A 21,256-nucleotide genomic window follows, 5' to 3' on the forward strand; every position below is an offset into this window, starting at 1 on the left:
GGTTTACAGTTGTTTGTGAACCAGATAGTGGCTATTTATTTACTCAGAATCAGTTATTTTAGATGTATCAGCCTCTGCCTCTATTTGTTCCTTTTTCGCTTTTGTTTCTGGAACAGGGTTGATCGTGCTTACGGCTTGTGTTTGTTTACCTGCGATACCTTCCAGTAATTCTTTTACATCAATACCGGAAGTCTCTTTTAATGTTTCCTGCAGACTTGCCATTAGATTAGTTGCATAACCTGACACTTTATTGGCGCCACCATCACCTTTGCCGCCACCAGTATCAACAACCGTAATCTTATCGATGTTGCCAAGTGGTCCTGCAACTTCTTTCGCATAGTCAGGAAGCATCTTGATAACCATATCGAGTATCGCTGCTTGACCGTACTGTTCGAAAGCTTCGGCAATTTTCTCTTTGGCTTCCGCTTCTGCGATACCTTTGAGACGGATGATTTCTGCTTCCGATTCCCCTTGCGCTCTTAATGAATCAGCTTTAGCTAGACCATCAATCCGTACTTGTTCAGCTTCCGCTTTTGCTTGCGCTTCAATACGGTATTTATTCGCATCTGCTGCAGCCATTTGTTTCGCTTTCTCTGCGACAGCCGCTTGCTCAACTGCATAACGGTCCGCGTCCGCTTTTTTCTTAACTTCTGAATCATATTGTTTTTCTCGACGTTGAATCTCTTTTTCTTCGAGTTCAATTTGTTTTTGACGTTCGATAATTTGAATCTGCATTTCCTGTTCGGTAACTTGTTGTTTCGATCTTGCAGTTTCAAAGTCGTACGCTTGGTCAGCCCGTGCTTTCGCAATATCCTGTTCGCGGCGGTATTCGGCTGTTTTCAACTGATTTTCTTTTTCTGCTTCAGCGATTTCAGTTGCACGTTCCAGTTCGGATTTTTGTGCATCCTTCGCAGCTTCGGCCCGCTTAATCCGTGTTTCTTTCTCCGCGTCAGCTGTTGCAATATCTGCATCCCGTTTTACTTGGGCAATTCGCGGTTTCCCGAGGGATTCGAGATAACCATTCTTATCTCTTACTTCTTTAATAGTGAAGGATACAATAACTAGCCCCATTTTCGCAAGGTCTTGAGAAGCAACCCGTTGCACTTCCTGGGAGAACTTATCCCGGTTTTTATAAATTTCCTCAACGGTCATGGAACCGAGGATGGAGCGGAGATGCCCCTCTAATACTTCTTTTGCTTCAAATTCCCGGTCTTGCCGGCTCTTTCCTAAAAATTGTTCAGCGGCAGTTGCAATCTCATTGATCGATCCACCGATTTTAATAATAGCAGTTCCATCCGCCATTACGGGAACACCTTGTTCCGTATAGACTTCGGGAGTAGAGACTTCCAGTTTACTAGACAAGAGACTTAATGGGCTTGCCTGCTGGAAGACCGGCAGAACAAAAGTACCGCCGCCACGGATGATTTTAATCTTATTCCCTGCTTCATCCGTATGTACATTTTTACCTCCTAGATAGCTACCTGTTACAATTAATGCTTCGTCTGGTCCAGCTGTACGATATCTCGTCGTGAAAATCGCGATAAAGGCAATGACAAGAAAGACGACAATCGCAACAACTACCCAGACAGCCATGCTGACTGATTCAAACATGCAGTTTCCTCCTTAATATATATTTATTAACATACTCTCTTTGAGTAGATTAAACGGATTATAAATCGAACCCTGACTCATATGGAATGACATAAAGGATACCATTCTTCACTTCGATAACAAGTACACGGCTGCCTGCCTGGATTTCTTCCTTATCATAACTTGCTGCAGGCTTTGAGATTGTGCCACTTTTACTTTCTATGACAATTTCTCCATAACCATCAAGCGGGATAGAAAGGATTAATTTACCAACCCTTCCTTTTAGTGATTCCTCTGTATAACTTAATGATTCTTCTGCTGATTTCATCGGAATAAATACGAAGAGGTTCAGTACGGAAGTGAGTATAAATGCAATAACAACAGAAATGATGATAATAAGAACCGTTGATAGTGACGAGACAATTTCCATAATATAAGCGGAGGCAGAGAAAAATGTAATGAAAGCAAGAATCAATGCCGGATTAAAAAATGGTGTAATCTCCCCAAAAGCTTCTAAGAAATCTCCAAAAAATAAATAAAGAAACGTTAAGATACCCGAAAGGATAAGGATAATTAAATAAACATTTTCTATAGACGTACCGAATAGTTCCACATAATCCCTCCTTTCTTGCGCCTTACTCTATTTACGTTTTATCGTACCATATGGTTTCAGCTTTTTCATTCAGAATTTTAATTTCTAGAGAAAATACATATTGTAATCGGTTTACTCATCCCTTATACTATGTGTAACGATATATCGTGACGCGATATAGAGATGATGAAGGAATGATGAGATGGGGAAAAGACAAGAGAATCCGATGTCAGAAGCGATGTATTATATTTTGTTAGCTCTAAGGGAGCCTCTGCATGGTTATGCGATAATGGAAAAGGTCCATGAAATTTCCCGGGGAAGAATTGAAATGGGTCCCGGAACATTATATGGAATTTTAAAGCGCCTTGAAAAGGATAACTGGATTGAACTCGCTGATGCAAATGGCAGAAGGAAGATTTATAAAATGACTGCATTGGGTGAGCAGGCGTTGGAACAAGAATATGCTCGCTTAATGGATATGGTTGCAGATGGAAGAGCTAGAATGCTAGGGGGAGAATGTGATGAGCAGTAAAAGAAAAGTTAAATTGCTTATTTTTGATGAGTGGGAGCTTGAAGAACAGGAATCATGGTTACAGGATATGGCAGGAAATGGTTGGCATCTTGTTCATTTCACATTTGGGTTTGCAGAGTTTGTGAAGGGCGAACCTGCTAAAACCCAGTATCGCCTTGAAGTTGCTTCGAAAAATAGGCAATTGGAAGATGAGCAGATTGAATTGTATGAGGCAGCGGGCTGGGAGCATGTAACGTCGAGAAGATTTATTCATGTCTTCCGTGAAAAAAAGGCGGGTGAGACAGTTGAAATTCATACCGATCCAGTGATACAAGCTAGTTCGATTAAGCGTTTAAAGCGGAATATTTTAAGCCGTGGATTCACCATCACTTTTTTTACGATTTTAATCATAATTTCGCAAGGGTATCGATTTATCAATCCGACAAGTTATGATTTATTGGAAAACAATCTATTATCGAATATAATCTTTGCTCTGATCTATCTCTTACTAGCTGTATATATGATTCGAGGAATGATCCATATATCCCTGCTGATCAGGAAGCTTAAACGTAATGAAATGTTTAATCATGAAAAGCCTTATCGACGGAAAAAAATAATGAGAAAGGTATTCTTTTTTATTTATATAGGTTTGTTTTTGATTCTACTAATCTTTATATTCAATGAAACAAGACAAATGTCTCCTGAAAAAGCATATCCGGAAATTCCAGATAGCTCACTGCCAGTAGTAACGTTGCTTGATGTAGAGCAAGTACAACTTAAAAAGGTGAGTTTTCCCACTAATGGAATCGAGCGGAAACGCGAGAATCATTTCCTTGAACAGTCAAGTATTTTCGTGCCGAAACAAATTAAACTGGAACAGCGATTCACTATCCCTGCAAAAACAAAGGAAAACGATACGGTTCCTTATACAGCAAGCATCAGCTCTTACCGTTATGATGCGTTGACGGAATCAATTGCTAAAAAGTTAGTGGATGCTTTAAAAGATGAAAAAGGCTTGGAAGATTATGAAGAAATTCATTTGACAGGTTATGATGAAGCATGGATAGAAGAACAGAATAACTATATATCTATTATTGCACGGACCGAAAATACTGTCACCGATATCGGCTATACCGGGAGCGAACCTAGTAGGGTATTAATCGATCTGTTGGAGGAACAAGAGAAGGAAGAAGGAAAAGAAAATGAGACATAACTGTAGTTTGAGCTATGTCTCATTTTCTTCTTATTAAAACAAATTCCAAGGATATTCATTAGGTGGAGCGGCTGAGATTCGAATCTTCTCTTTTTTCGTTGGGTGAGGTAAAGCAAGCTCACTCGACCATAAAGCAATCTGTTCGCCAGGTTTATTTACATTCTCCCCGTATTTCTGATCGCCATATAAAGGGAGTCCCCGACTTGCAAGTTGAACACGGATTTGGTGCGGGCGCCCTGTATGGAGCGTAATTGCAAGCAAGCTTAGTCCTTTTTTCGTACCAAGTACTTCAAAATCCAGCAGCGCTCTTTTTGCCTCTTTATTCTCCTTCGTGGAGGTGTGGACGATATTTTTCTTTTTATTCTTCACAAGATAATCTTCCAAGCGGGCAAACTCTTTATCTGGCACGCCTCTTACAATCGCTAAATATTTCTTTTCCATCTCCTGCTTGCGGATAACGTCCGAAATTCGGGAAGCGGCTTTCGATGTCTTGGCAAATACCATGACACCGCCAACTGGTCGATCCAAGCGGTGAACCATCCCGACATAAACATTACCTGGTTTATTATATCTTTCTTTAATATCGGATTTTACAACATTCAATAAATCAGGGTCACCTGTACGATCTTCTTGGACAGGCATATTTACAGGTTTAATAACATAAAGTAAATGGTTATCTTCGTATAAAATTTTTAGATCCATGCTGATTTCCTTTCAACTGGTTATTAGTTCACATCATACCATATGTGAAAGGAAACTTCTTATAGTAGGGGGAGCATTTATTATTTCCGGTTCGAATTTTTCCTTTTATCTGCTATAGCACTCAAGGTTGTGAATTAATCTTTGAACCACTGATAACAATAGAATCATAGCATATATCGTAGAAATTCAGGAACCTCGTAATCCGTCCAAATAGATTGTCTTTACTAGGACTTTCGTTGGGAATATTTGAAATTCCGCTTTTTGCCCTGTTCAAAATAAAGAAAACAAGATATACTATCCTACGATTCCGCCAAAAAAGTTGAAACCTTTGATAAAAGTAATTCGTATCAAATGGTAGGGGAAAAAGAAAGGGGATAGTGATTTTGAAGAAATTTACAGTAGGTCTAGCTGTCTTGTTGATGGCCTTCTTAGCAGCTTGCGGTAATAGTGATGAAGCGAAGGAAGTCTATCAAAAAGCTGTCGAAGCTGGAGAGAAAATGGAAAGCGTTGAGATGGATATGGTGATCAACCAAACGATGGAGAGTGACGCGATGGAAGGTGAAATGGTGATGGATATGGATACAAAATCCGCCATGACAATTGATCCACTCGCGATGCACCAAACAGGTACAATCAGTATGGAAGTCGAAGGAATGCCAATTGAAACAGAGATGGAAATGTACCTCACAGATACAGATTTTTATATGTACGAGTCAATGTCAGAGACTTGGTTAAAAATGAGTGCAGATATGATGCCGACAGAAATGATGAATACGGACCAAACTGCACAAGACCAATTAGAAATGCTGGAGTCCTTTATGGATGATGTCGATTTCTCAGAAGAAGATGACTACTATGTATTTAAGTTTGAAGGAGAAGGCGATGAGTTTGCCGACCTTACCGAGGAACTTATCAAAGAGAATCTTGGTGAAGAAACATTTGCCGACTTAGGAGTAGAGATTTCCGAAGTACTTGAAGAAATGACAATTCATTCCATGTACTATGAACTCCATATTGATAAAGAAACATATGATACGACAAAAGTAATTACGAATATGGATTTTGATATTAACGCAGAAGGTGAATCCTTACGTATGAATCAAGAAATGACTGCAACATACACTGGAATTAATACAGTTGATGAGATTGCAGTACCACAAGAAGTAATCGATGAAGCTCAAGAAATCGAATAATGAATTGAAAAACAGCCAGCTGGGATTTTCCAGTCGGCTGTTTTTGGTTACTGCAGAGAATGATATAATTCTTCTATTCTTTCACTGTTTACCGGGCGGCTGAAGAAGTAGCCTTGTCCTTCATGGCATTGCTGCTCCTGGAGGTATTTAAATTGATCACTGTTTTCAATACCTTCTGCGATAATCCGGAACTGTAAGTTTTTGCCCATGCTAATAATCGTGTTGACAATAATTTTTCCATCCCTGTCTAGGTCATCGATAAAAGATTTATCGATTTTTAATGTATCAATCGGCAATTGCTTTAAGTAACTGAGGGAGGAATAGCCGGTACCGAAATCATCGATGGAAAGCTTGACTCCAAGCTCTTGGAGGTCATGTAATTTCTTTGTGGAATCCTCGATATCCAGTAATGTGCCTTCCGTAATCTCCAGCTCTAAATAGGAAGCATCCAGTTGAGCTTCGTGGAGGATTTCCTTTAGATCAGCAATAAAATACGGATCACGGAATTGAAGTGGTGACACATTGACGGACACGCGTTGCAAAAATAGTCCTTGTTGCTGCCAGCTCATCATTTGATGACAGACACTATGAAGAATCCACTTTCCTACAGGTACGATAAGACCTGTCTCCTCTAGAACTGGGATAAATTCCATTGGAGAGACTTTGCCGAGTAACCGGTTATCCCAGCGAAGTAATGATTCTACGCCAACAATTTTATTTGTTTTCAAATTAAATAATGGTTGATAAACAAGGGAAAATTCATTACGCTCCAATGCGTCTGTAACTTCAAGTTCAATTTGATAATCCCGATCCAGCTCTCTAATCTGATTATCTGAATGGAATTGAAAATTGTTTCTACCCTGCTTTTTAGCGTGATACATCGCTGTGTCCGCTTTTTTTACAAGATCTTCAAGCGCAGTAGTTGCATCCCTTTCTGCTAGGAAAGGATGCCCAGAACTGATTCCGATGCTTGCTGTTAGGAGCAGTTCATGATAATCGATTCGGACAGGTTCCCGGATGGTGTGAAGAATTTGATTTACCAGCCGATTTGTATCTTCTCTAGAATGGTTCTCTAATAGGATAATAAATTCTTCACCGTCATAACGGAAGATGAGCGACTCCTTTCCCACGCATGTTTCCAACCGTTTTGCCAAGGTTATGAAGACTTGGTCCCCAATATCCTGACCGAAATTATCATTAATGGTTTTAAAACGGTCAATATCAATAAAAAGAATTGTGATTTTGGTATCGGCTGGGTGCTGTTTTTCCGTTACCCATTTCTTCATATAATTCCGATTTGGAAGGTTTGTCAGAGGGTCAACATAAGCTAGGTTTTCCATCATTTGCTCATACTCTTTACGTTCGGTCATTTCACGCTGGATTAGCACGTAATGGGCTTCTCCAGTCGCGGCGTCGGACGTAGGGGAGAGATTTGCTTCCACCCAATAATAGGTCCCGTCTTTCTTCTGCTGTCTTATGTCACCACTCCATTTTCGCTGATTATTTGCAGCTTCGTTAACAAGTGTTGAAAAGTCTTCAGGGAAAATATTTGTCAACGCATTTCCTAACAATTCTTCCTGGGTATATTGGGTGACTTCTGTAAACCTTTTATTGACATACTGAATGATACCTTGATGATTGAATATAATAATCATTGCTAAGTCGTTGATTGCTTTTTCAATTTCGTGTTGGAATTTGAACTTTATCTGATCCAGTTTTTTAGATGTTTCATTCATATGACTTTCCTCACTCTTTTCACTGATTTAATGCCATCGTGATTATGTTTATAGTATTAACTGTACTATATGTGAAACGGGCTGTCTGTGACAATTAGTTAAACCTTTATGATTACTATTCGGATAATACATTTGGCTCGGGATAGTCATAACCTTTCGTATCGACTTCAACTGTCTTCATTACTTGGTCTTCAAAAGGCTTATCCAGTCCATCACGGTCAACAGAAACAATCTGATCGACGACTTCCATCCCCTCCGTCACTTTACCGAAACTAGCATAGTCACCATCCAATTGTGAGGATTTTTCTACCATAATAAAGAATTGAGAACCTGCGGAATCCGGTGATTGTGATCTTGCCATAGATAGTACGCCCCGATCATGTTTTAAATCATTATCAAAGTTGTTGGAGGAAAATTCTCCAGCAATCGAATAGCCGGGACCGCCCGTGCCAGCGCCATCTGGGTCACCGCCTTGAATCATAAATCCAGGGATAACCCGGTGGAAAATGAGTCCATCATAAAATCCATCTTCAACTAGGGAAATGAAATTTGCAACGGTATTCGGTGCAATTTCCGGATACAATTCCAGTATAATTTGTTCGTCATTCTCCATCGTAATGGTGACGACCGGATTCTCTTCCACGTCATTTGGATAAGCAGTTGTATCATCTGCAGTTTCTTCGGCTGGAGCTTCTTGTTCACCACAAGCAGTTAAAATTGCGGCAAACAGAAAAATAGTGAGTAAGAAGTGTTTTTTCATCGTCTATTCTTCCTTTCGCTGTTTGAGTAGTTAGACATCCAACTTATTATAGCACGTTACGCAGCGCTGGTTTAAGCTTGATGACCTCCGATTTTTTTGCTCCGGTCGAGGAGAATGCCTGCTTCGGTGTAACTCGAGGCTCGCAGGATGGAAGTGGCTCCGTATTTATCACGGATGGCGTCCATGACATAACCGATATTATTTTTCTTTAAGCGATTTTCAAATAAATCAAGCTGGATAGTTCTATGATCATAAAGATTACCAAGGGTTACATATACGTGGCGGATGTAGCTGCTTCCGTCATAGAATTTTTGGAAAAGCTGCATACAGACCTCATACATATCCATCGTTACATTGGTCGGGCGTTCGATGCTTTTCGAACGGGAGAACCCACCCTTCTTTTCTGAGGAATAGGAAATACTAAGACTAATTGTTTTTCCAGCTTGATTAGCAGTGCGCGCACGCCGGCAGACTTCTTCACATAAATCCAAAATACATGTCGCGACTTCCTTTTCCGTATAGTCTCGGAGCAGGGAAATGCCATGTCCGAATCCTTTTTGCTCTGTCTTGGTGAAGTTGCCGTAAACTGGGCTTAAATCAATGCCCCAAGCATGCGAGTAGAGTTGCTCACCCATAATGCCAAAGCGTTTTTTTAGTTGATTCAAGTCATAGCGGGCGAGCTGACCAAGTGTGACAATCCCCATGCGATTCAGGTTGCGTTTCATGCGGCTGCCAATTCCCCAAATTTTTTCAATTGGAAAAGGCCAAAGTTTCTCTTCTACATCTTCATAGCTGCATTCAGCGATTCCTTCTTTCTTCGCGTGAAGATCCATGACGACTTTAGCGAGAAATTTATTATCACCAATTCCGATTGCAGCAGTAAGTCCAAAGCTTTCCATAATTTCTGCTTTTATTTTCTCTGCAATTTGGCGTCGGTCACCGAATAGTCGCTCAAGTCCATTGACTGTCACCCATATTTCATCAATGGAATATGGGTGGATGGCTTCTTTTGGTGCATAATTATGGATTAGCTTTGTAATTTCCAAGGATACATGTAAATAATCGGCCATCCGAGCAGGAACGATATGAATATCCGGATCATCAGGAAGTTCGAAATAACGGCTGACATTACTGATGCCATATTTTTCTTTTAAGGCAGGAGAGGCGGCGAGCACAATACTTCCTGGGCGCTTTAAATCACCGACGACGGCAAGCATTGTTTTCATTGGGTCAAGATTACGTTTTACCGCTTCAACACTTGCGTAAAAGGAGCGCATATCGATACATAGAATGTCATGTCGCGGATAAATTGAATAATCCATCGTAGTCCACCACCTAATAGAAACGTTTGTTCTTATTGTAAGTAGTTTACTAAAGGTTATCAATGGTAAAATCCGCCAAACAAAAACTCTACCGAATTATTCAGGTAGAGCAGGGATCATTTCAATTGTCCCGTCAAGGGTTATTTGCAACTTCACCACGCATTATAGCTTAACAAGGGATTAGGATTGTTCCTCCAGTGCTTGTTTTACTTTTAATCGGTACTCGTCACTACCAATCAAGTTCACCTCGAACGAATTGATGTTATTCTGTAACAACATGCTTTGCCATTGGTTGAGGTCATCCGTAAATAAGATAATTTCTGTTTTTTCGCCGTCAAGATTTTCTGCATAAAGTGCATCATTCAAGATAAATGCGGTTGATCCACCTTTTGCTCCAAGATGGGCGTAGTAGTTCTGATTCGCTTCATTCATTTCCATTGGCCATTCCATTAAGTCCCGCATAATCGCAGCCGCTTTAGTCGGTAGTTCATCGTTGGATATAATCGATAAAAGGTTTCCATAATCCTTTGCAGAGGCTCCGATTAATCGGTCGGACCAGACCCTTTGAATGGCGAATGGCAAATCAAACGAATAGGATTCGATGTCAATCGCACCTTCTTTCATCTGTTGGCTGAAATCAATTGCAAGTTTCCGGTAACGCTCCATCGGTATAGCTTCCAGTTCGTTGACGATATCATCGGTGTCCATGGATTCGTCAGCAATATATTCCGAAAAGAGGAGGGGACTGACTAAAGGATATACCGGTTCGTGATGGGGAAGACCAAGAGATTCAATCCGATCATTAACTGTAGAAATTCCTAGCAGGTGGAGCAGATAGTCGGTATTCGCATTTGAACTGTATGTAATCATTCCTTTAGCAACTTCATGAAGAGTTGTTTGCTTATCTTTTATTTTATCCGCTGCGTGAATGGATTCGAGCCATGCTTCATGTGCAGATCCGTCCGTACCTTCAAAATAAAAACAGTTTAGATCGTCAAGAGGGACAAGCTGATCCTTATCCAGTTCACCAGCTTCTACTTGCATGGCATACTCTAGGGCAATGATTATTTTGACGGTACTTGCGAGTGGACGCACAACGTCCGATTGATAAGCAATAACTTCCTCGCCATTATTTACGACATAGAGCGAAGTTGTTTCTGGATTGTCTTGTAGATGATGAAGGACATAATCTGGATTATCACGGAAAATAATGTAGGCTGCAGTTCCGATAACAATAACGATTCCACCGTAGATAATCAGGCGCTTCTTCGTATATGTCTTTTTATCCAAGAGGATATAGACTATCAGACTAAGGAAGAGAGCTAATAAATAATTCACATTAAAAATCAACACGGCAAGAATAATTGCAAGTACAATTGTATTCATGATTACTGCTTCCCGAATTTTTTCTTTCGTTCGTTGTTTTTCACTCAGGAGCGGCAGAAGAGTAAAGATAACGATTCCGGAAAGCCCAATCCAAGCCCAAATATTCATATAAACACGTTCCTTTCGCTATTTAATGAATTAATATTTTCTTCTTAGTACGCTTAAAATGCTTGCATGGAGAATCATTAAACCGGTGATTAAAAACCAGATAATTAATTTGTATGTTTCATAGTCTAGATGTTGAATGAATTGATCATATAATTCAATTAGAAACCACCCTAACGGCATTAAAGGAAATACAATACCATATGATTTATTGGAAATACTTTGCCCGCGTTCATCTTTGAACTCTTCTCCAAATTCAAATCTTAAAGAAATGAAAACAGCAATAAAGAAAATGATGACATAAGCTAGGCGCAATATAGCTAGAAAAACTTCCACTTTAATCCTCCTCCATTTCATATTGGAAAACATCATGTAACTCAACATCAAAGAAAAGAGCAATATCAAACGCTAATTTTAAAGAGGGATTATACCTATTTTTCTCAAGGGAAATAATCGTTTGCCTGCTTACCCCTAATTGATTTGCAAGCTCACGCTGGGATAATCCTCTTTCCGCTCTTAATACAACAATCCTGTTACTAATCTTTCTTTTTTGCTTAAAGGACATATCCATTCACCTCTTCTATCATTAAGGTAACATATTTTTAACATATGGTAAACTTTTTTTTACCTTTGGTACAAAATAAATTACAGAGCGTAATTGTAAAAGCTGCGGATCACTTTCATTCGGAGTAAGTGCACTTTTGTCTGGTTGCTCCAAGAGTGCAAACAGGACGGGCGCGCGAATAGGAGAGAAAATCATTTTGTTTTCCTATTTCAGAGAGTTGAGTGCATGAATGGGAGAATACAGTCTGTTTGTATTCCCATTCCGTCATACCGAGTGCGCTAAATGGAAAATAAAGTCTGTTTGTTTTCCCGTTCCGTCATACCGAGTGCGCTGAATGGAAAATAAAGTCTGTTTATTTTCCCATCCCGTCACACCAAGTGCACTGAAAGGAAAATATAGTCCGTTTGTATTCCCATTCCGTCATACCAAGTCCACTGAAGGGAGAATATAGCCAGGTTATTTTCCCATTCCAGCAAGTCGAGTGCATTAACAGGAAAATAACACCCGCTTGTGTTCCCATCCGAGCAGAACGAACACACTAGCGAGAAAACAAAACAATTATTCTTCAAATCAGCCGGGAGAGAGGGGAAAAAGAAAAAAATCCCGGCTACTGTGTAAGAAGGGCAGTAGATGGGATTCTCTGATTGTTTGTGATGGTGAAATTAATTTGTAATATCTTCAGCTGGTCCGAAGATTTCAAAGTGGATATCTTCTTCAGCAACGCCGTATTCTTTTAAGATTTTATAAGCGGCACGCATAAAGCCTTTAGGCCCGCAGAAATAATAGGCAGCATCTGTCGTTGGGAGAATTGTGCTTAACCATTCGGTATCAATATGTCCTAATTTATCATATTGATCATCTGCTTCCGGGCTATCGTAGACGACATAGCTTTTCACATTGTTATGGGATTCTGTAATTTCACCCACACGGTCTTTCATTGCATGCACATTACCATTTTGTGCAGCGTGAATATACGTAACTTCACGTTCTGGCTGTTCCTTGATTACTGTTTCAAGCATACTCATCATTGGGGTAAGTCCGACGCCACCACTTAATAGAACGAGTGGACGAGTATCTTCTGTATCAAGATAGAATTCTCCAGAAGGTGCACTAATGGAAAGTACGCTTCCTTCCTCAACATGTTCATGTAAATAAGATGACACAATTCCAGCTGGAGTATCTGCAGTACCATCTTCTCGCTTCACGCTAATCCGGTATTGCCCTTCGTCTGGCGCACAAGATAAGCTGTATTGACGTTGGTGCGTGTATGGTTCTCCTTCGATATCAACTTTTACGGTAATGTACTGACCCGCCTTATAACTAGGAAAAGGGTTTCCGTCTGCCGGTTCTAGATAGAACGACGTAATAACATCACTTTCTTTAACTTTTTTCATTACTTTAAAGTCACGGTAATCAATCCAACCGCCTGTCATGTTTTTCGTTTCTTCATACATTTCTTTTTCAACGGAAATAAATACATCTGCAATCACACCGTATGCTTTTTCCCAGGCATCGATGATTTCATCTGTCGCAGCGTCTCCCAGTACATCTTTAATACCAAGAAGCAGATATTTACCGACGATTGGATAGTGTTCCGGCTTGATGTTTAGACTCTTATGTTTATGCGCAATCGATACGACAGCTGGTAAGATCGCTTCCAAATTATCGATGTTTGCTGCAGCTGCATAAACCGTATTTGCCAAGGCTCTCGGTTGATCCCCGTGTCGTTGGTTTGTCTGGTTGAAAATGTTTTTTAGTTCTGGATGATTTTCAAACATTAATTGATAGAAACGTGTTGTAATTTGTTCACCATGTTCTTCTAATACTGGTACAGTTGCTTTAATAATGTTTCGAGTTTCTTCAGTTAAACCTGTAGTAGTTGTTGCCATAATTTAAGCACTCCCCTTTAAAAGTTTAAACATGTATTTTGAATACATGTTTATTGTATAATTAATGTAACTACTGTATCAATAGGAAAAACCGAACCTATGTTACAATAATGTGAAAGTATTTTTTAAGGAGAAACGAATATGAATCTAAAAAAATATACAGATTATGGGCTTCGTGTTCTATTATTTGCTGGGATGAAAGAGAATGAAGAACTGGTAAACATTAAAGAAATCTCGGAAGTATTTAACATATCGCAACATCACTTGGGGAAAATTGTCCACGAATTAAATAAGCTTGAGTTGATTGAAACAATTAGAGGCCGAAATGGCGGAATCCGTCTAGCAAAGCCTGCAGAAGAAATTAATATTGGTATTGTTGTCAGGCAGCTGGAGAATGACTTTAATATGCTCGAATGCTTTGAAAAAGGTCAAAAACATTGTGTCATCGAACCGGGTTGCACGTTAAAGCATGTCGTTAACCGGGCATTGCATGCATTTTTTAAAGTGCTTGATGAGTATACGTTGAAGGATTTGATTCATAATGAGCAGGAATTGAAGGAATTGATGGGGATTCGGTGAGAAAGAGGGGAAGTCACCGCTAAGGGTTTCTCTTCATGGAGGTGCATGCTATGTCTCTTCCAGATAAAATCATTAAAGAAATTGACATGTTGAATGAGAAGGATAGACAAAAGGTTCTTAACCAAAGTTATTATGTTGCCTTTGAAAATGATGCAAACGATATAACCATGTTCCAGAAAGCTGCTCACTCGGTAATGATTGGATCTCACCTAGATTTCGCACCATATGCAACAGAATCGATTTTATTGGAAGGAAATTATGAAAGAGACATTATAAATAAAATGAAGGAACTGGTAAAAGCATATAATGAAGTTAAAATGGAGTATTAGTCATTATAATAATTTAGCGAACGATTATACTTTGAGAAGAATGGGTTGAAATAGAGTTTGAACCAGATTGAATACTATATCTAAAAAAGAATAGTATCTTTTTTGGGTGACATGTGTTACACTTAGGTTACTTAATTGTTCGTGCTAGCAATACAGGATTTATGTCAAAACATTATAACGTTTATCATCATCTTGAATTATTATCAGAACAACCAAAGTAATAAACGTGCTTGATGCACAATGGAGGAATTTCATATGAACACAGGTTCAGTAAAATGGTTTAACGCAGACAAAGGTTTCGGTTTTATCGAAGTTGAAGGTGGAGACGATGTATTCGTACACTTCTCAGCAATTCAAGGTGATGGTTTCAAAACTTTAGACGAAGGTCAACAAGTTTCTTTCGATATCGAAGAAGGTAACCGTGGACCACAAGCAACTAACGTTGTTAAATCCTAATTTATAGAAAATCCCATCTGCTTCTGTAGCAGAAGGGATTTTTTTGTTTAAATAAAACAACAGAATCAAATGTTCTAACGTTTGTACTGCAAAATCGATTAAAGGTGGCACCAGCAGAAAAAATATGACACAAGGCGAATTGGCAAAAACAGTTAGGGTTTCAAGGCAAACGATTAGTTCAATCGAGACAGGACAGTTTAGCCCAACCGCCAAATTAGCTTTGTTGCTATGTATTGCATTAGATAAGAAGTTTGAGGATTTGTTCTATTTTTATTAAGTGATTAGGCTATACGACAATTGATCCAGATTTTAGCGTATATGTTTTATTAATGTCATTGTTCTATCCAGCCATTTTCTTAATGAAGTTCTATCGTCTGGTATAAGGGTTATATTACTTCTTTTTGCTATTTCTTCAACAACTAAATCAACACTTATATTATCCGTTATTATTTTTTCTTCTGTAATATCTGTATGGAATGCATGGATACATCGGTCGATTTGTGATTTCGTCCAAGTCTCTCCTTGTTCTAACCGTTTATTCAACCGTTTTAATAACGTTTCCTTATTTGCATATAGAATATAATGCTTTAAAGGTATACCATCATCCGTAAGTTTTTGAATGATCTCTTTGTAATACTGGGGATTAGTTACTGTCATTGGTACAATGATTACGCCATCATATGTATTGGAAATGTATTTCAACATGCTGTAATTGAAAGACCGCCATTGTTCATGGTCCTGAAAATCAGATTTGTGTAATTCCTTTGGTGTATTTTTTCGAATAAAATATCCTATGTTTTCTGGGTCATAAACAAAAGAGTTGGGCAGTCGACGTTTTAATTCAAATGCAGAAGTTGTTTTTCCCGAACCAAATGCACCATTTAGCCAAATAATCATGTATGTAACCCCTTTTTATTGCTTTTTCAAATTACTGTATCACCTCAATATATCATTAGACCACCTTCAGTACAAAGGATTTTATTTCCTTGGAATCTACTGAGAAGGAAATCTCGTTGAACAGAATCATTTTATTTTTATTAAGGATCGGATACTTAGCCAAAATAAGAACTGTTCTAGATATGGGTATGATTCCTGTATATGAGTCATGGGTGTGTACAATTCTTGAAAACTTTAAACGCTTTCAAAAAGATCGACAGTGCTACCTAACCCCCCACGCGAAGCCAGTTTATTGTAAATATTATATCATAAAATTGATCGGAGGGAGGGGGGCTTCAATAAACTCATATATCTGCAGCGAATGGGGTGCTTAGCGAAGTTTTGTAATTAAGTTATGTTATTACATTGGATGCCATGAATTAGTGGCATTCTTTTTTTTAGTGAAGAAACCTTGGAATACTATCTATAGTAGGAGGGCATAATGGAGTTTTATAAAATTAGTAAATACAGTGGTAAAAAGATTTTAAAATCCAATTCAGATTTTATTATGTCTCGTATTATTCAAACAGACATGCCAACTAACATTGGATGTATGTATTTAGATGAAAATGGCAGCGTTGGCTATCACCAAGCAGTCGTACCTCAACTTCTTTTAATTTTGAACGGCGAGGGCTATGTTCGTAATGAAAAAGATAACTATTTTAATGTTGAAGCTGAGGATGCTGTTTTTTGGGACAAAGATGAATGGCACGAAACGAAAACCAAAGGAGGATTAACTGCTATTGTTGTTGAAAGTGAAGAATTAAATCCTGCATTATTTATGTCACTGAAATAATTGTTAGTCAAGTTTAAATGGATTTTTAAAATATTAGGTATGATGTTATTCCGAAACACAAGCAAGTTTTAGTCCAAAAGGTATAACGTGGAACCAGTCAACTGCTGATTATTAAATGAATTTGGTTTATAAGTTAGGAGGTAGTTGAATGAGTGCAAAAGAAGAAGTGATAAAGATAATTAAAGACTTACCTAATGATGTGATGTTAGAAGATATTGTTAACGAGCTATCTGTTAAAGTGAAGATTGAAAAAGGGCTGGATCAACTTAATAATGGAGAATATTATTCTCGTGATGAAGTAAAGGAGAAATTTGCTAAATGGCTGAATTGAGATGGTCAAAATTAGCCGTTAATGATTTGGCCGATATCATTTCCTATATCTCTCAAGACTCTAAAGAAAATGCCAAAGTATTTGTGGCTGAAATTTTGATTCTGTTGAAACAACTTACATTCCCATACTCAGGTAGGGTTGAACCAGAATTAAATGATGAGATTATTAGAGAAAAAGTATTTAACAATTTCGCGTTATTTACAGAATTAAAGATAATGTGATGGAAGTTGTCCCGTGTTCTTCATAGCGCTAGAGGGTTTCCCGGAATTAAATGAATAACATCATGACCACAGCTAATGGTTATGATGTTATTTTTCTTTTGCTATTAGGCTGTGTTACTCATCCTTATTTAAAAATAGTCTCTATATTGATAGAGCATTGCAATAAAAGTAAAAATGGTAAATAAAAGAGAAGTGATGAAAGATGGACTTATTGAAAATTCAAATTTACGATTCTCATTCTCTCTATGACCTGTCGTTCCTTGGATTGCTGCATCCATATTTCGTGAAGTGAGTCCTCCTTTTGAAGTGAAAAACCAAATACTAATCGTAACAGCTGCTCCAATGAAAAAAGCGTAATCTAAGAATCCTGAATTTGTAAAATAAGCCAATCCCAAACCTAAAGTAGTTAAAAGCAATAAATTAATTAAAATGCTTAAAAAGACTCTCACGATTGCAAAACACTCCTTTTCGCGAAAATTCTGTATTATTTAAATCGTAACAGATACTCTAATAACTTACAATATGATATTCTTATCCTATTAAAGGAAAGACATCTTACCTTGTTCTTGTAGGATACAATGCACTAGCCTTATTTGGAGTAGTGATTGGGGCACGCTCTAAAAAAGAAGGTAAAGCACCTTTGTTATTGAATATAAAATAAAGAGCCAAAGAACTGAGTATGGATTAGCGCGTTTACAAAGAAGAGAGGAAAGTCAATGAAAAAATGGTTCGTTGTATCGTTGGTATTTGTTGGACTTACTCTTTTTGGTTGTTCGGACTCGGATAATGGGATTGCTGGACAAAAACCTCAAGAAGCTGTAATTGAGATAGGGAGTAAATCGTATGACACGATATTGGGCTCTTATTGCTGGGGTGAAAATGGTCAAACAACATGTGTTGATACTGCTGGACCACAAGAACTGTTGAAAGGGGTAGAGCCGATCAAGGTAAAAGCTGGAGTAAAAATATTTTTTGTGATGAATGATGAATCGCAACCAAATGAGTCTTACGTATTACAGATAAGTGAAAGTGATGAAATTGAAGTAAGTGTCCAAGAGAATAGTTTCCGAGCACCTTTACAACAGGGGATATATTACTATTCTTATGGGTATGGTGGATGGATGAGCAGGAAGAGAACGAATCCAATGGCGATGCCTTCTATAATTTTGTACTAGAAGTTGAATAAACTTTCTTAAAAAAATGGCTATACATTCGTCAGTAATCTAAACAGAAAATGAATCATGTCTCACGGTCAGAAAACCTGTTTTGAGCAATCTATTCCAAAACAGGTTCTTTGAATTTTAATTTAAAAAGTGAATTCGAACAGATGCTATTTAAATCTAAATTTGATTGACTTTTTCAGCGAAATCGTCCAAACTAAAAAAAGAATAAACGTTCGGTTTGGTTTGATATACGCTAGTTGAACCCGTCTAGCAAACGGTTAAAATTAATTTTTGTTTGACCTATTAAAGAGAATGGTCGAAGAAGTGAGTTACTTATAATTCAATATTGATATGGAGGTTATTTTAATGAAGGAATCATTCTTGATTATCAAAAGAATTGAAAGTGACTTAAAAGAAATTGTTAAGCAAACTGAAACCAAAATCATGAAATCTATTCCATCCCTTCCCTCCTACGATTTAAGGACAAGTAGAAAGTACTATATCTCCCACGACTATGATCCGCCGTGGGATCATTCTGGTAACCTATTTACTAGTTTATCGGGAAATGTCTCCCAAAAACGATATTATCGTTTATAATCAAAAGAAGCAACGTGTGTTTTACTTGGAGGTTAAAATGATATGAAATTAATTCTTGCTGAAAAACCATCCGTAGCAAAAAACATTGCAGATGCCTTGCAGATCAAGACGAAGAAAGATGGTTATTATGAAGGAAATGGTTATTTTATTACATGGGCTTTTGGTCATTTAGTAGAGTTATATGATGCGAAAGATTATGAACCGAAGATGCAGCGCTGGCATATGAATTATTTCCCGTTCATTCCGCAGACGTTCAAATATAAAGTGAAAAGCAATCCGCGGAACAGGAAAGCGGCTGACCCAGGAGCTGTAAAACAATTAAAAATTATTGAATCACTTATTAAAAAAACGGAAGTGGAATCTATTATTTCCGCTTGTGACTATGATAGAGAAGGTCAACTAATCGGTGACAGCATCATTTATCGTGGTGGCAAACGGCCGAATAAACCGGTGTACCGGCTCCTCTTGAATGAATGGACGCCAAATGAAGTGCGAAGCGGATTAGAGAAACTAAAGCAGAATGATGAGATGAAAGCTCTCCGGGACGCGGGAATCAGCAGGCAGTGGGCGGATTGGGTAATCGGGATTAATCTTACCTCCGTCACGACGCTGAAATACCAAGAGGGGAGTGGACAAGCGTTAAACATCGGACGCGTGCTCTTGCCGACATTGAAAATCATTTATGACCGGGATAAGGAAATTGAGAATTTCAAACCAGAAGATTATTATAAGCTTGCTGCTGTTTTTGAAACAAACGAGAAAGAGGTTTATGAAGGGACATATACAGAAGGTAAAGAAGATAAATTTAAGAAGAAAGAAACGCTTCTTGAAATTGAAGAAAAAATTGCTGGCAAACAAGGACAAGTCATGGATAAAAAAGTGACAAAGAAAAAGGAATTCCCGCCATTTCTTTTCAACCTTTCGAATCTTCAAGGGTTTATTACGAATAAATACAAAGGCTGGACCTCAGACAAAGTCCTCAAAGTTGCCCAGTCCCTATATGAGGAAAAGTTAATCACTTATCCTAGAACTTCCAGTGTCGCGCTTGATGAGAGTTTAGTCGGGAAAACGGCGCATGTGTTAAAGACGCATAGCGAAGATTTACCTTATAGAGATGAGATTAAATTTATGAAGACAAGACGGGTATTCAACAATGCAAAAGTAGAAAGCCATAGTGCGATTATTCCAACTTATTTAAAACCGAAAAGGCTCACCTCAGACGAATCAATTGTTTATCAAGCGATTAAAAACCGTTTTATAATGCAATTTATGCCGATTGCTGAATACGAGGAAACCAATCTGACGACAAAAATAATCGATGCCTCGATTGACGGTGTGTTTATAACGAAGGGAAGAGTCCAACTAATTGAAGGCTGGAAAAAAGTAGAGAAAATCCAGTCGAAGGATGTCCTTTTACCTATTATTCAAGTTGACGATCAAGTAGACATTAATGAAACAAAATTAACTGATCATGTAACGAAACCTCCGAAACAGCATACCGAAAGAACGCTGCTGCGGGTCATGGAAACGTGTGGTAAGAATATAAAAGAAGAAGACAGTGAAGCAGATGAAGAATTGCTCGGTAGCATATTAACGGGTTTTAGTATTGGTACACCTGCGACACGTGCTGAGACGATTAAGAAATTGAAGGATGTCGGTTATATTTCGGCAAAGGGAAAGAACCTAACTTGTACGGAACTAGGAAGAAAGCTTGTAGAGACTTTCCCGGTGAAAAGTTTATTTGATCTAGAATTTACCGGCCGACTTGAAAAACGTCTCGCAGATATTCAAAAAGGGGAAGAAACGCGAAAAGACTTCCTCAGCCTAATTTTTCAGTTTACAACAAAAGCGGTCGAAACTATTAAGCAAGACGAGGAAACGATCATCCATAAAGCAGCGAAAAAGAAGGCGACAAACGAAGTATTAGGTAAATGTCCAGCTTGTGGCGGGGACGTCGTTGATACTTACATGGCCTTTAGCTGTAAAAACTGGAAAACCGGCTGTAAGTTCGCCATTTGGAAAAATGATAAGTTCCTCGCCACGATGCGGAAGAAACCGACAAAAACAATGGTGAAACAGATTTTGAAAAATAACCGAGCTTACGTAAAAGGATTGACTAGTAAAAAAGGGAAGAAATTCAATGCTTACCTTTCTTATCATAAGAAAGAAGGAACAGCGTATTATAGCTGGGAAATGGATTTTAATAAGAAACAAACACATGAAAAATGACGAATTTCTTAGGTAAATGAGAGATAAAGGAATAATTTATCAAAAACCATTGAAA

25 protein-coding genes are annotated in these 21,256 nt (G+C 38.3%); 13 read left to right on the top strand and 12 right to left on the bottom strand.

Translation table 11 applies throughout. The features are described from left to right. Positions 1-39: 39 nt before the first annotated feature. A complete protein-coding gene (locus WKU33_RS03530; protein ID WP_156857798.1) occupies positions 40-1,611 on the bottom strand; it encodes a flotillin family protein in 1,572 nt (523 codons plus the stop codon). Between the two features lie 58 nt (positions 1,612-1,669). Beyond that, the gene (locus WKU33_RS03535) at positions 1,670-2,203 is read right to left on the bottom strand and encodes a hypothetical protein (RefSeq protein WP_340453248.1); all 534 of its coding nucleotides are present in this window, start codon (positions 2,201-2,203) and stop codon (positions 1,670-1,672) included. A gap of 181 nt (positions 2,204-2,384) precedes the next feature. On the opposite strand from WKU33_RS03535, the gene WKU33_RS03540 reads away from it, so the two are divergent. Together WKU33_RS03540 and WKU33_RS03545 are read left to right on the top strand one after the other, a co-directional pair. Next, positions 2,385-2,714, top strand: coding sequence for a PadR family transcriptional regulator (locus tag WKU33_RS03540; RefSeq protein WP_232334480.1), 330 nt, complete (start codon positions 2,385-2,387; stop codon positions 2,712-2,714). Beyond that, the gene (locus WKU33_RS03545; protein ID WP_156857796.1) at positions 2,704-3,906 is read left to right on the top strand and encodes a DUF2812 domain-containing protein; all 1,203 of its coding nucleotides are present in this window, start codon (positions 2,704-2,706) and stop codon (positions 3,904-3,906) included. The genes WKU33_RS03540 and WKU33_RS03545 overlap by 11 nt, the downstream gene beginning before the upstream one ends. Before the next feature lie 33 nt (positions 3,907-3,939). Here WKU33_RS03545 and WKU33_RS03550 read toward each other — a convergent pair whose 3' ends face one another. Continuing rightward, positions 3,940-4,608, bottom strand: a complete 669-nt coding sequence (locus tag WKU33_RS03550) for an RluA family pseudouridine synthase (protein ID WP_340453250.1) — start codon at positions 4,606-4,608, stop codon at positions 3,940-3,942. 383 nt (positions 4,609-4,991) lie between these two features. Here WKU33_RS03550 and WKU33_RS03555 point away from each other — a divergent pair, with 383 nt between their 5' ends. Beyond that, the gene (locus tag WKU33_RS03555; protein ID WP_156857794.1) at positions 4,992-5,801 is read left to right on the top strand and encodes a DUF6612 family protein; all 810 of its coding nucleotides are present in this window, start codon (positions 4,992-4,994) and stop codon (positions 5,799-5,801) included. Positions 5,802-5,848: 47 nt separating this feature from the next. Here the strand turns inward: WKU33_RS03555 and WKU33_RS03560 are convergent, their stop codons facing one another. From WKU33_RS03560 to hmpA, 7 genes are all read right to left on the bottom strand, one after another. Continuing rightward, the gene (locus WKU33_RS03560) at positions 5,849-7,537 is read right to left on the bottom strand and encodes a putative bifunctional diguanylate cyclase/phosphodiesterase (RefSeq protein WP_156857793.1); all 1,689 of its coding nucleotides are present in this window, start codon (positions 7,535-7,537) and stop codon (positions 5,849-5,851) included. 115 nt (positions 7,538-7,652) lie between these two features. Continuing rightward, positions 7,653-8,297 carry a peptidylprolyl isomerase gene (locus WKU33_RS03565; RefSeq protein ID WP_156857792.1) on the bottom strand — a complete coding sequence of 215 codons (645 nt, stop codon included), beginning with the start codon at positions 8,295-8,297 and terminating at the stop codon, positions 7,653-7,655. 71 nt (positions 8,298-8,368) lie between these two features. Beyond that, entirely contained in the window at positions 8,369-9,619 is a 1,251-nt protein-coding gene (locus WKU33_RS03570; RefSeq protein ID WP_340453252.1) for a DNA polymerase IV, read from the bottom strand. Between the two features lie 180 nt (positions 9,620-9,799). Beyond that, a complete protein-coding gene (locus tag WKU33_RS03575; RefSeq protein WP_156857790.1) occupies positions 9,800-11,113 on the bottom strand; it encodes a serine hydrolase in 1,314 nt (437 codons plus the stop codon). 30 nt (positions 11,114-11,143) lie between these two features. Continuing rightward, complete coding sequence (locus tag WKU33_RS03580; RefSeq protein WP_156857789.1) at positions 11,144-11,446, bottom strand: hypothetical protein; 303 nt, start codon at positions 11,444-11,446, stop codon at positions 11,144-11,146. A gap of 1 nt (position 11,447) precedes the next feature. Continuing rightward, positions 11,448-11,675 (bottom strand): helix-turn-helix transcriptional regulator, encoded by a 228-nt coding sequence (locus tag WKU33_RS03585; RefSeq protein WP_156857788.1) that lies wholly within the window; start codon positions 11,673-11,675, stop codon positions 11,448-11,450. A gap of 662 nt (positions 11,676-12,337) precedes the next feature. Continuing rightward, a complete protein-coding gene (gene hmpA, locus WKU33_RS03590) occupies positions 12,338-13,564 on the bottom strand; it encodes an NO-inducible flavohemoprotein (protein WP_156857787.1) in 1,227 nt (408 codons plus the stop codon). Between the two features lie 141 nt (positions 13,565-13,705). Here hmpA and WKU33_RS03595 point away from each other — a divergent pair, with 141 nt between their 5' ends. The 4 genes from WKU33_RS03595 to WKU33_RS03610 all read left to right on the top strand — a co-directional run bounded on the left by WKU33_RS03595 (position 13,706) and on the right by WKU33_RS03610 (position 15,205). After that, positions 13,706-14,143 carry an RrF2 family transcriptional regulator gene (locus tag WKU33_RS03595; RefSeq protein ID WP_156857786.1) on the top strand — a complete coding sequence of 146 codons (438 nt, stop codon included), beginning with the start codon at positions 13,706-13,708 and terminating at the stop codon, positions 14,141-14,143. Between the two features lie 50 nt (positions 14,144-14,193). Continuing rightward, positions 14,194-14,472: a hypothetical protein gene (locus WKU33_RS03600; RefSeq protein ID WP_156857785.1), complete on the top strand. Its 279-nt coding sequence runs from the start codon at positions 14,194-14,196 to the stop codon at positions 14,470-14,472. A gap of 255 nt (positions 14,473-14,727) precedes the next feature. After that, positions 14,728-14,928, top strand: coding sequence for a cold-shock protein (locus WKU33_RS03605; RefSeq protein ID WP_156857784.1), 201 nt, complete (start codon positions 14,728-14,730; stop codon positions 14,926-14,928). Between the two features lie 124 nt (positions 14,929-15,052). Beyond that, the gene (locus WKU33_RS03610; RefSeq protein WP_445321679.1) at positions 15,053-15,205 is read left to right on the top strand and encodes a helix-turn-helix transcriptional regulator; all 153 of its coding nucleotides are present in this window, start codon (positions 15,053-15,055) and stop codon (positions 15,203-15,205) included. A 32-nt stretch (positions 15,206-15,237) separates the two neighbouring features. On the opposite strand, the gene WKU33_RS03615 is transcribed toward WKU33_RS03610, so the two are convergent. Continuing rightward, the gene (locus WKU33_RS03615; RefSeq protein ID WP_340453258.1) at positions 15,238-15,825 is read right to left on the bottom strand and encodes an AAA family ATPase; all 588 of its coding nucleotides are present in this window, start codon (positions 15,823-15,825) and stop codon (positions 15,238-15,240) included. Between the two features lie 481 nt (positions 15,826-16,306). Here WKU33_RS03615 and WKU33_RS03620 point away from each other — a divergent pair, with 481 nt between their 5' ends. From WKU33_RS03620 to WKU33_RS03630, 3 genes are all read left to right on the top strand, one after another. Beyond that, positions 16,307-16,660: a cupin gene (locus WKU33_RS03620; RefSeq protein ID WP_156858053.1), complete on the top strand. Its 354-nt coding sequence runs from the start codon at positions 16,307-16,309 to the stop codon at positions 16,658-16,660. Between the two features lie 148 nt (positions 16,661-16,808). Continuing rightward, on the top strand, positions 16,809-16,991 hold the full coding sequence (locus WKU33_RS03625) for a hypothetical protein (RefSeq protein ID WP_340453261.1): 183 nt from the start codon (positions 16,809-16,811) through the stop codon (positions 16,989-16,991). Further along, on the top strand, positions 16,979-17,212 hold the full coding sequence (locus WKU33_RS03630; protein WP_340453262.1) for a type II toxin-antitoxin system RelE/ParE family toxin: 234 nt from the start codon (positions 16,979-16,981) through the stop codon (positions 17,210-17,212). Before WKU33_RS03625 ends, WKU33_RS03630 begins: the two co-directional genes overlap by 13 nt. Before the next feature lie 128 nt (positions 17,213-17,340). Here the strand turns inward: WKU33_RS03630 and WKU33_RS03635 are convergent, their stop codons facing one another. Then, positions 17,341-17,661 carry a hypothetical protein gene (locus WKU33_RS03635; protein WP_156858052.1) on the bottom strand — a complete coding sequence of 107 codons (321 nt, stop codon included), beginning with the start codon at positions 17,659-17,661 and terminating at the stop codon, positions 17,341-17,343. Between the two features lie 267 nt (positions 17,662-17,928). Between WKU33_RS03635 and WKU33_RS03640 the strand changes: the two genes are divergently transcribed. The 3 genes from WKU33_RS03640 (at position 17,929) to WKU33_RS03650 (ending at position 21,201) form a co-directional block, all read left to right on the top strand. Next, positions 17,929-18,387, top strand: coding sequence for a hypothetical protein (locus WKU33_RS03640; protein ID WP_340453264.1), 459 nt, complete (start codon positions 17,929-17,931; stop codon positions 18,385-18,387). A 354-nt stretch (positions 18,388-18,741) separates the two neighbouring features. Further along, positions 18,742-18,972: a hypothetical protein gene (locus WKU33_RS03645; RefSeq protein ID WP_336252695.1), complete on the top strand. Its 231-nt coding sequence runs from the start codon at positions 18,742-18,744 to the stop codon at positions 18,970-18,972. 42 nt (positions 18,973-19,014) lie between these two features. Beyond that, the gene (locus WKU33_RS03650; protein WP_340453266.1) at positions 19,015-21,201 is read left to right on the top strand and encodes a type IA DNA topoisomerase; all 2,187 of its coding nucleotides are present in this window, start codon (positions 19,015-19,017) and stop codon (positions 21,199-21,201) included. The last annotated feature ends 55 nt before the right edge of the window (positions 21,202-21,256 follow it).

The sequence above is a fragment of the Oceanobacillus sp. HCA-5259 genome (genome assembly GCF_037892815.1).
In the GTDB taxonomy this organism is placed as follows: domain Bacteria; phylum Bacillota; class Bacilli; order Bacillales; family Amphibacillaceae; genus Oceanobacillus; species Oceanobacillus indicireducens.

Bases quoted from the DNA above. Each gene is read 5' to 3' on its own strand.
- WKU33_RS03540 (WP_232334480.1), top strand. From the start codon at position 2,385: ATGGGGAAAAGACAAGAGAATCCGATGTCAGAAGCGATGTATTATATT.
- WKU33_RS03640 (WP_340453264.1), top strand. From the start codon at position 17,929: ATGAAAAAATGGTTCGTTGTATCGTTGGTATTTGTTGGACTTACTCTT.
- WKU33_RS03630 (WP_340453262.1), top strand. From the start codon at position 16,979: ATGGCTGAATTGAGATGGTCAAAATTAGCCGTTAATGATTTGGCCGAT.
- WKU33_RS03545 (WP_156857796.1), top strand. From the start codon at position 2,704: ATGAGCAGTAAAAGAAAAGTTAAATTGCTTATTTTTGATGAGTGGGAG.
- WKU33_RS03625 (WP_340453261.1), top strand. From the start codon at position 16,809: ATGAGTGCAAAAGAAGAAGTGATAAAGATAATTAAAGACTTACCTAAT.
- WKU33_RS03605 (WP_156857784.1), top strand. From the start codon at position 14,728: ATGAACACAGGTTCAGTAAAATGGTTTAACGCAGACAAAGGTTTCGGT.
- WKU33_RS03565 (WP_156857792.1), bottom strand. From the start codon at position 8,297: ATGAAAAAACACTTCTTACTCACTATTTTTCTGTTTGCCGCAATTTTA.
- WKU33_RS03575 (WP_156857790.1), bottom strand. From the start codon at position 11,113: ATGAATATTTGGGCTTGGATTGGGCTTTCCGGAATCGTTATCTTTACT.
- WKU33_RS03650 (WP_340453266.1), top strand. From the start codon at position 19,015: ATGAAATTAATTCTTGCTGAAAAACCATCCGTAGCAAAAAACATTGCA.
- WKU33_RS03585 (WP_156857788.1), bottom strand. From the start codon at position 11,675: ATGTCCTTTAAGCAAAAAAGAAAGATTAGTAACAGGATTGTTGTATTA.
- WKU33_RS03610 (WP_445321679.1), top strand. From the start codon at position 15,053: ATGACACAAGGCGAATTGGCAAAAACAGTTAGGGTTTCAAGGCAAACG.
- WKU33_RS03615 (WP_340453258.1), bottom strand. From the start codon at position 15,825: ATGATTATTTGGCTAAATGGTGCATTTGGTTCGGGAAAAACAACTTCT.
- WKU33_RS03560 (WP_156857793.1), bottom strand. From the start codon at position 7,537: ATGAATGAAACATCTAAAAAACTGGATCAGATAAAGTTCAAATTCCAA.
- WKU33_RS03620 (WP_156858053.1), top strand. From the start codon at position 16,307: ATGGAGTTTTATAAAATTAGTAAATACAGTGGTAAAAAGATTTTAAAA.
- WKU33_RS03595 (WP_156857786.1), top strand. From the start codon at position 13,706: ATGAATCTAAAAAAATATACAGATTATGGGCTTCGTGTTCTATTATTT.
- WKU33_RS03530 (WP_156857798.1), bottom strand. From the start codon at position 1,611: ATGTTTGAATCAGTCAGCATGGCTGTCTGGGTAGTTGTTGCGATTGTC.
- WKU33_RS03570 (WP_340453252.1), bottom strand. From the start codon at position 9,619: ATGGATTATTCAATTTATCCGCGACATGACATTCTATGTATCGATATG.
- WKU33_RS03600 (WP_156857785.1), top strand. From the start codon at position 14,194: ATGTCTCTTCCAGATAAAATCATTAAAGAAATTGACATGTTGAATGAG.
- hmpA (WP_156857787.1), bottom strand. From the start codon at position 13,564: ATGGCAACAACTACTACAGGTTTAACTGAAGAAACTCGAAACATTATT.
- WKU33_RS03550 (WP_340453250.1), bottom strand. From the start codon at position 4,608: ATGGATCTAAAAATTTTATACGAAGATAACCATTTACTTTATGTTATT.
- WKU33_RS03645 (WP_336252695.1), top strand. From the start codon at position 18,742: ATGAAGGAATCATTCTTGATTATCAAAAGAATTGAAAGTGACTTAAAA.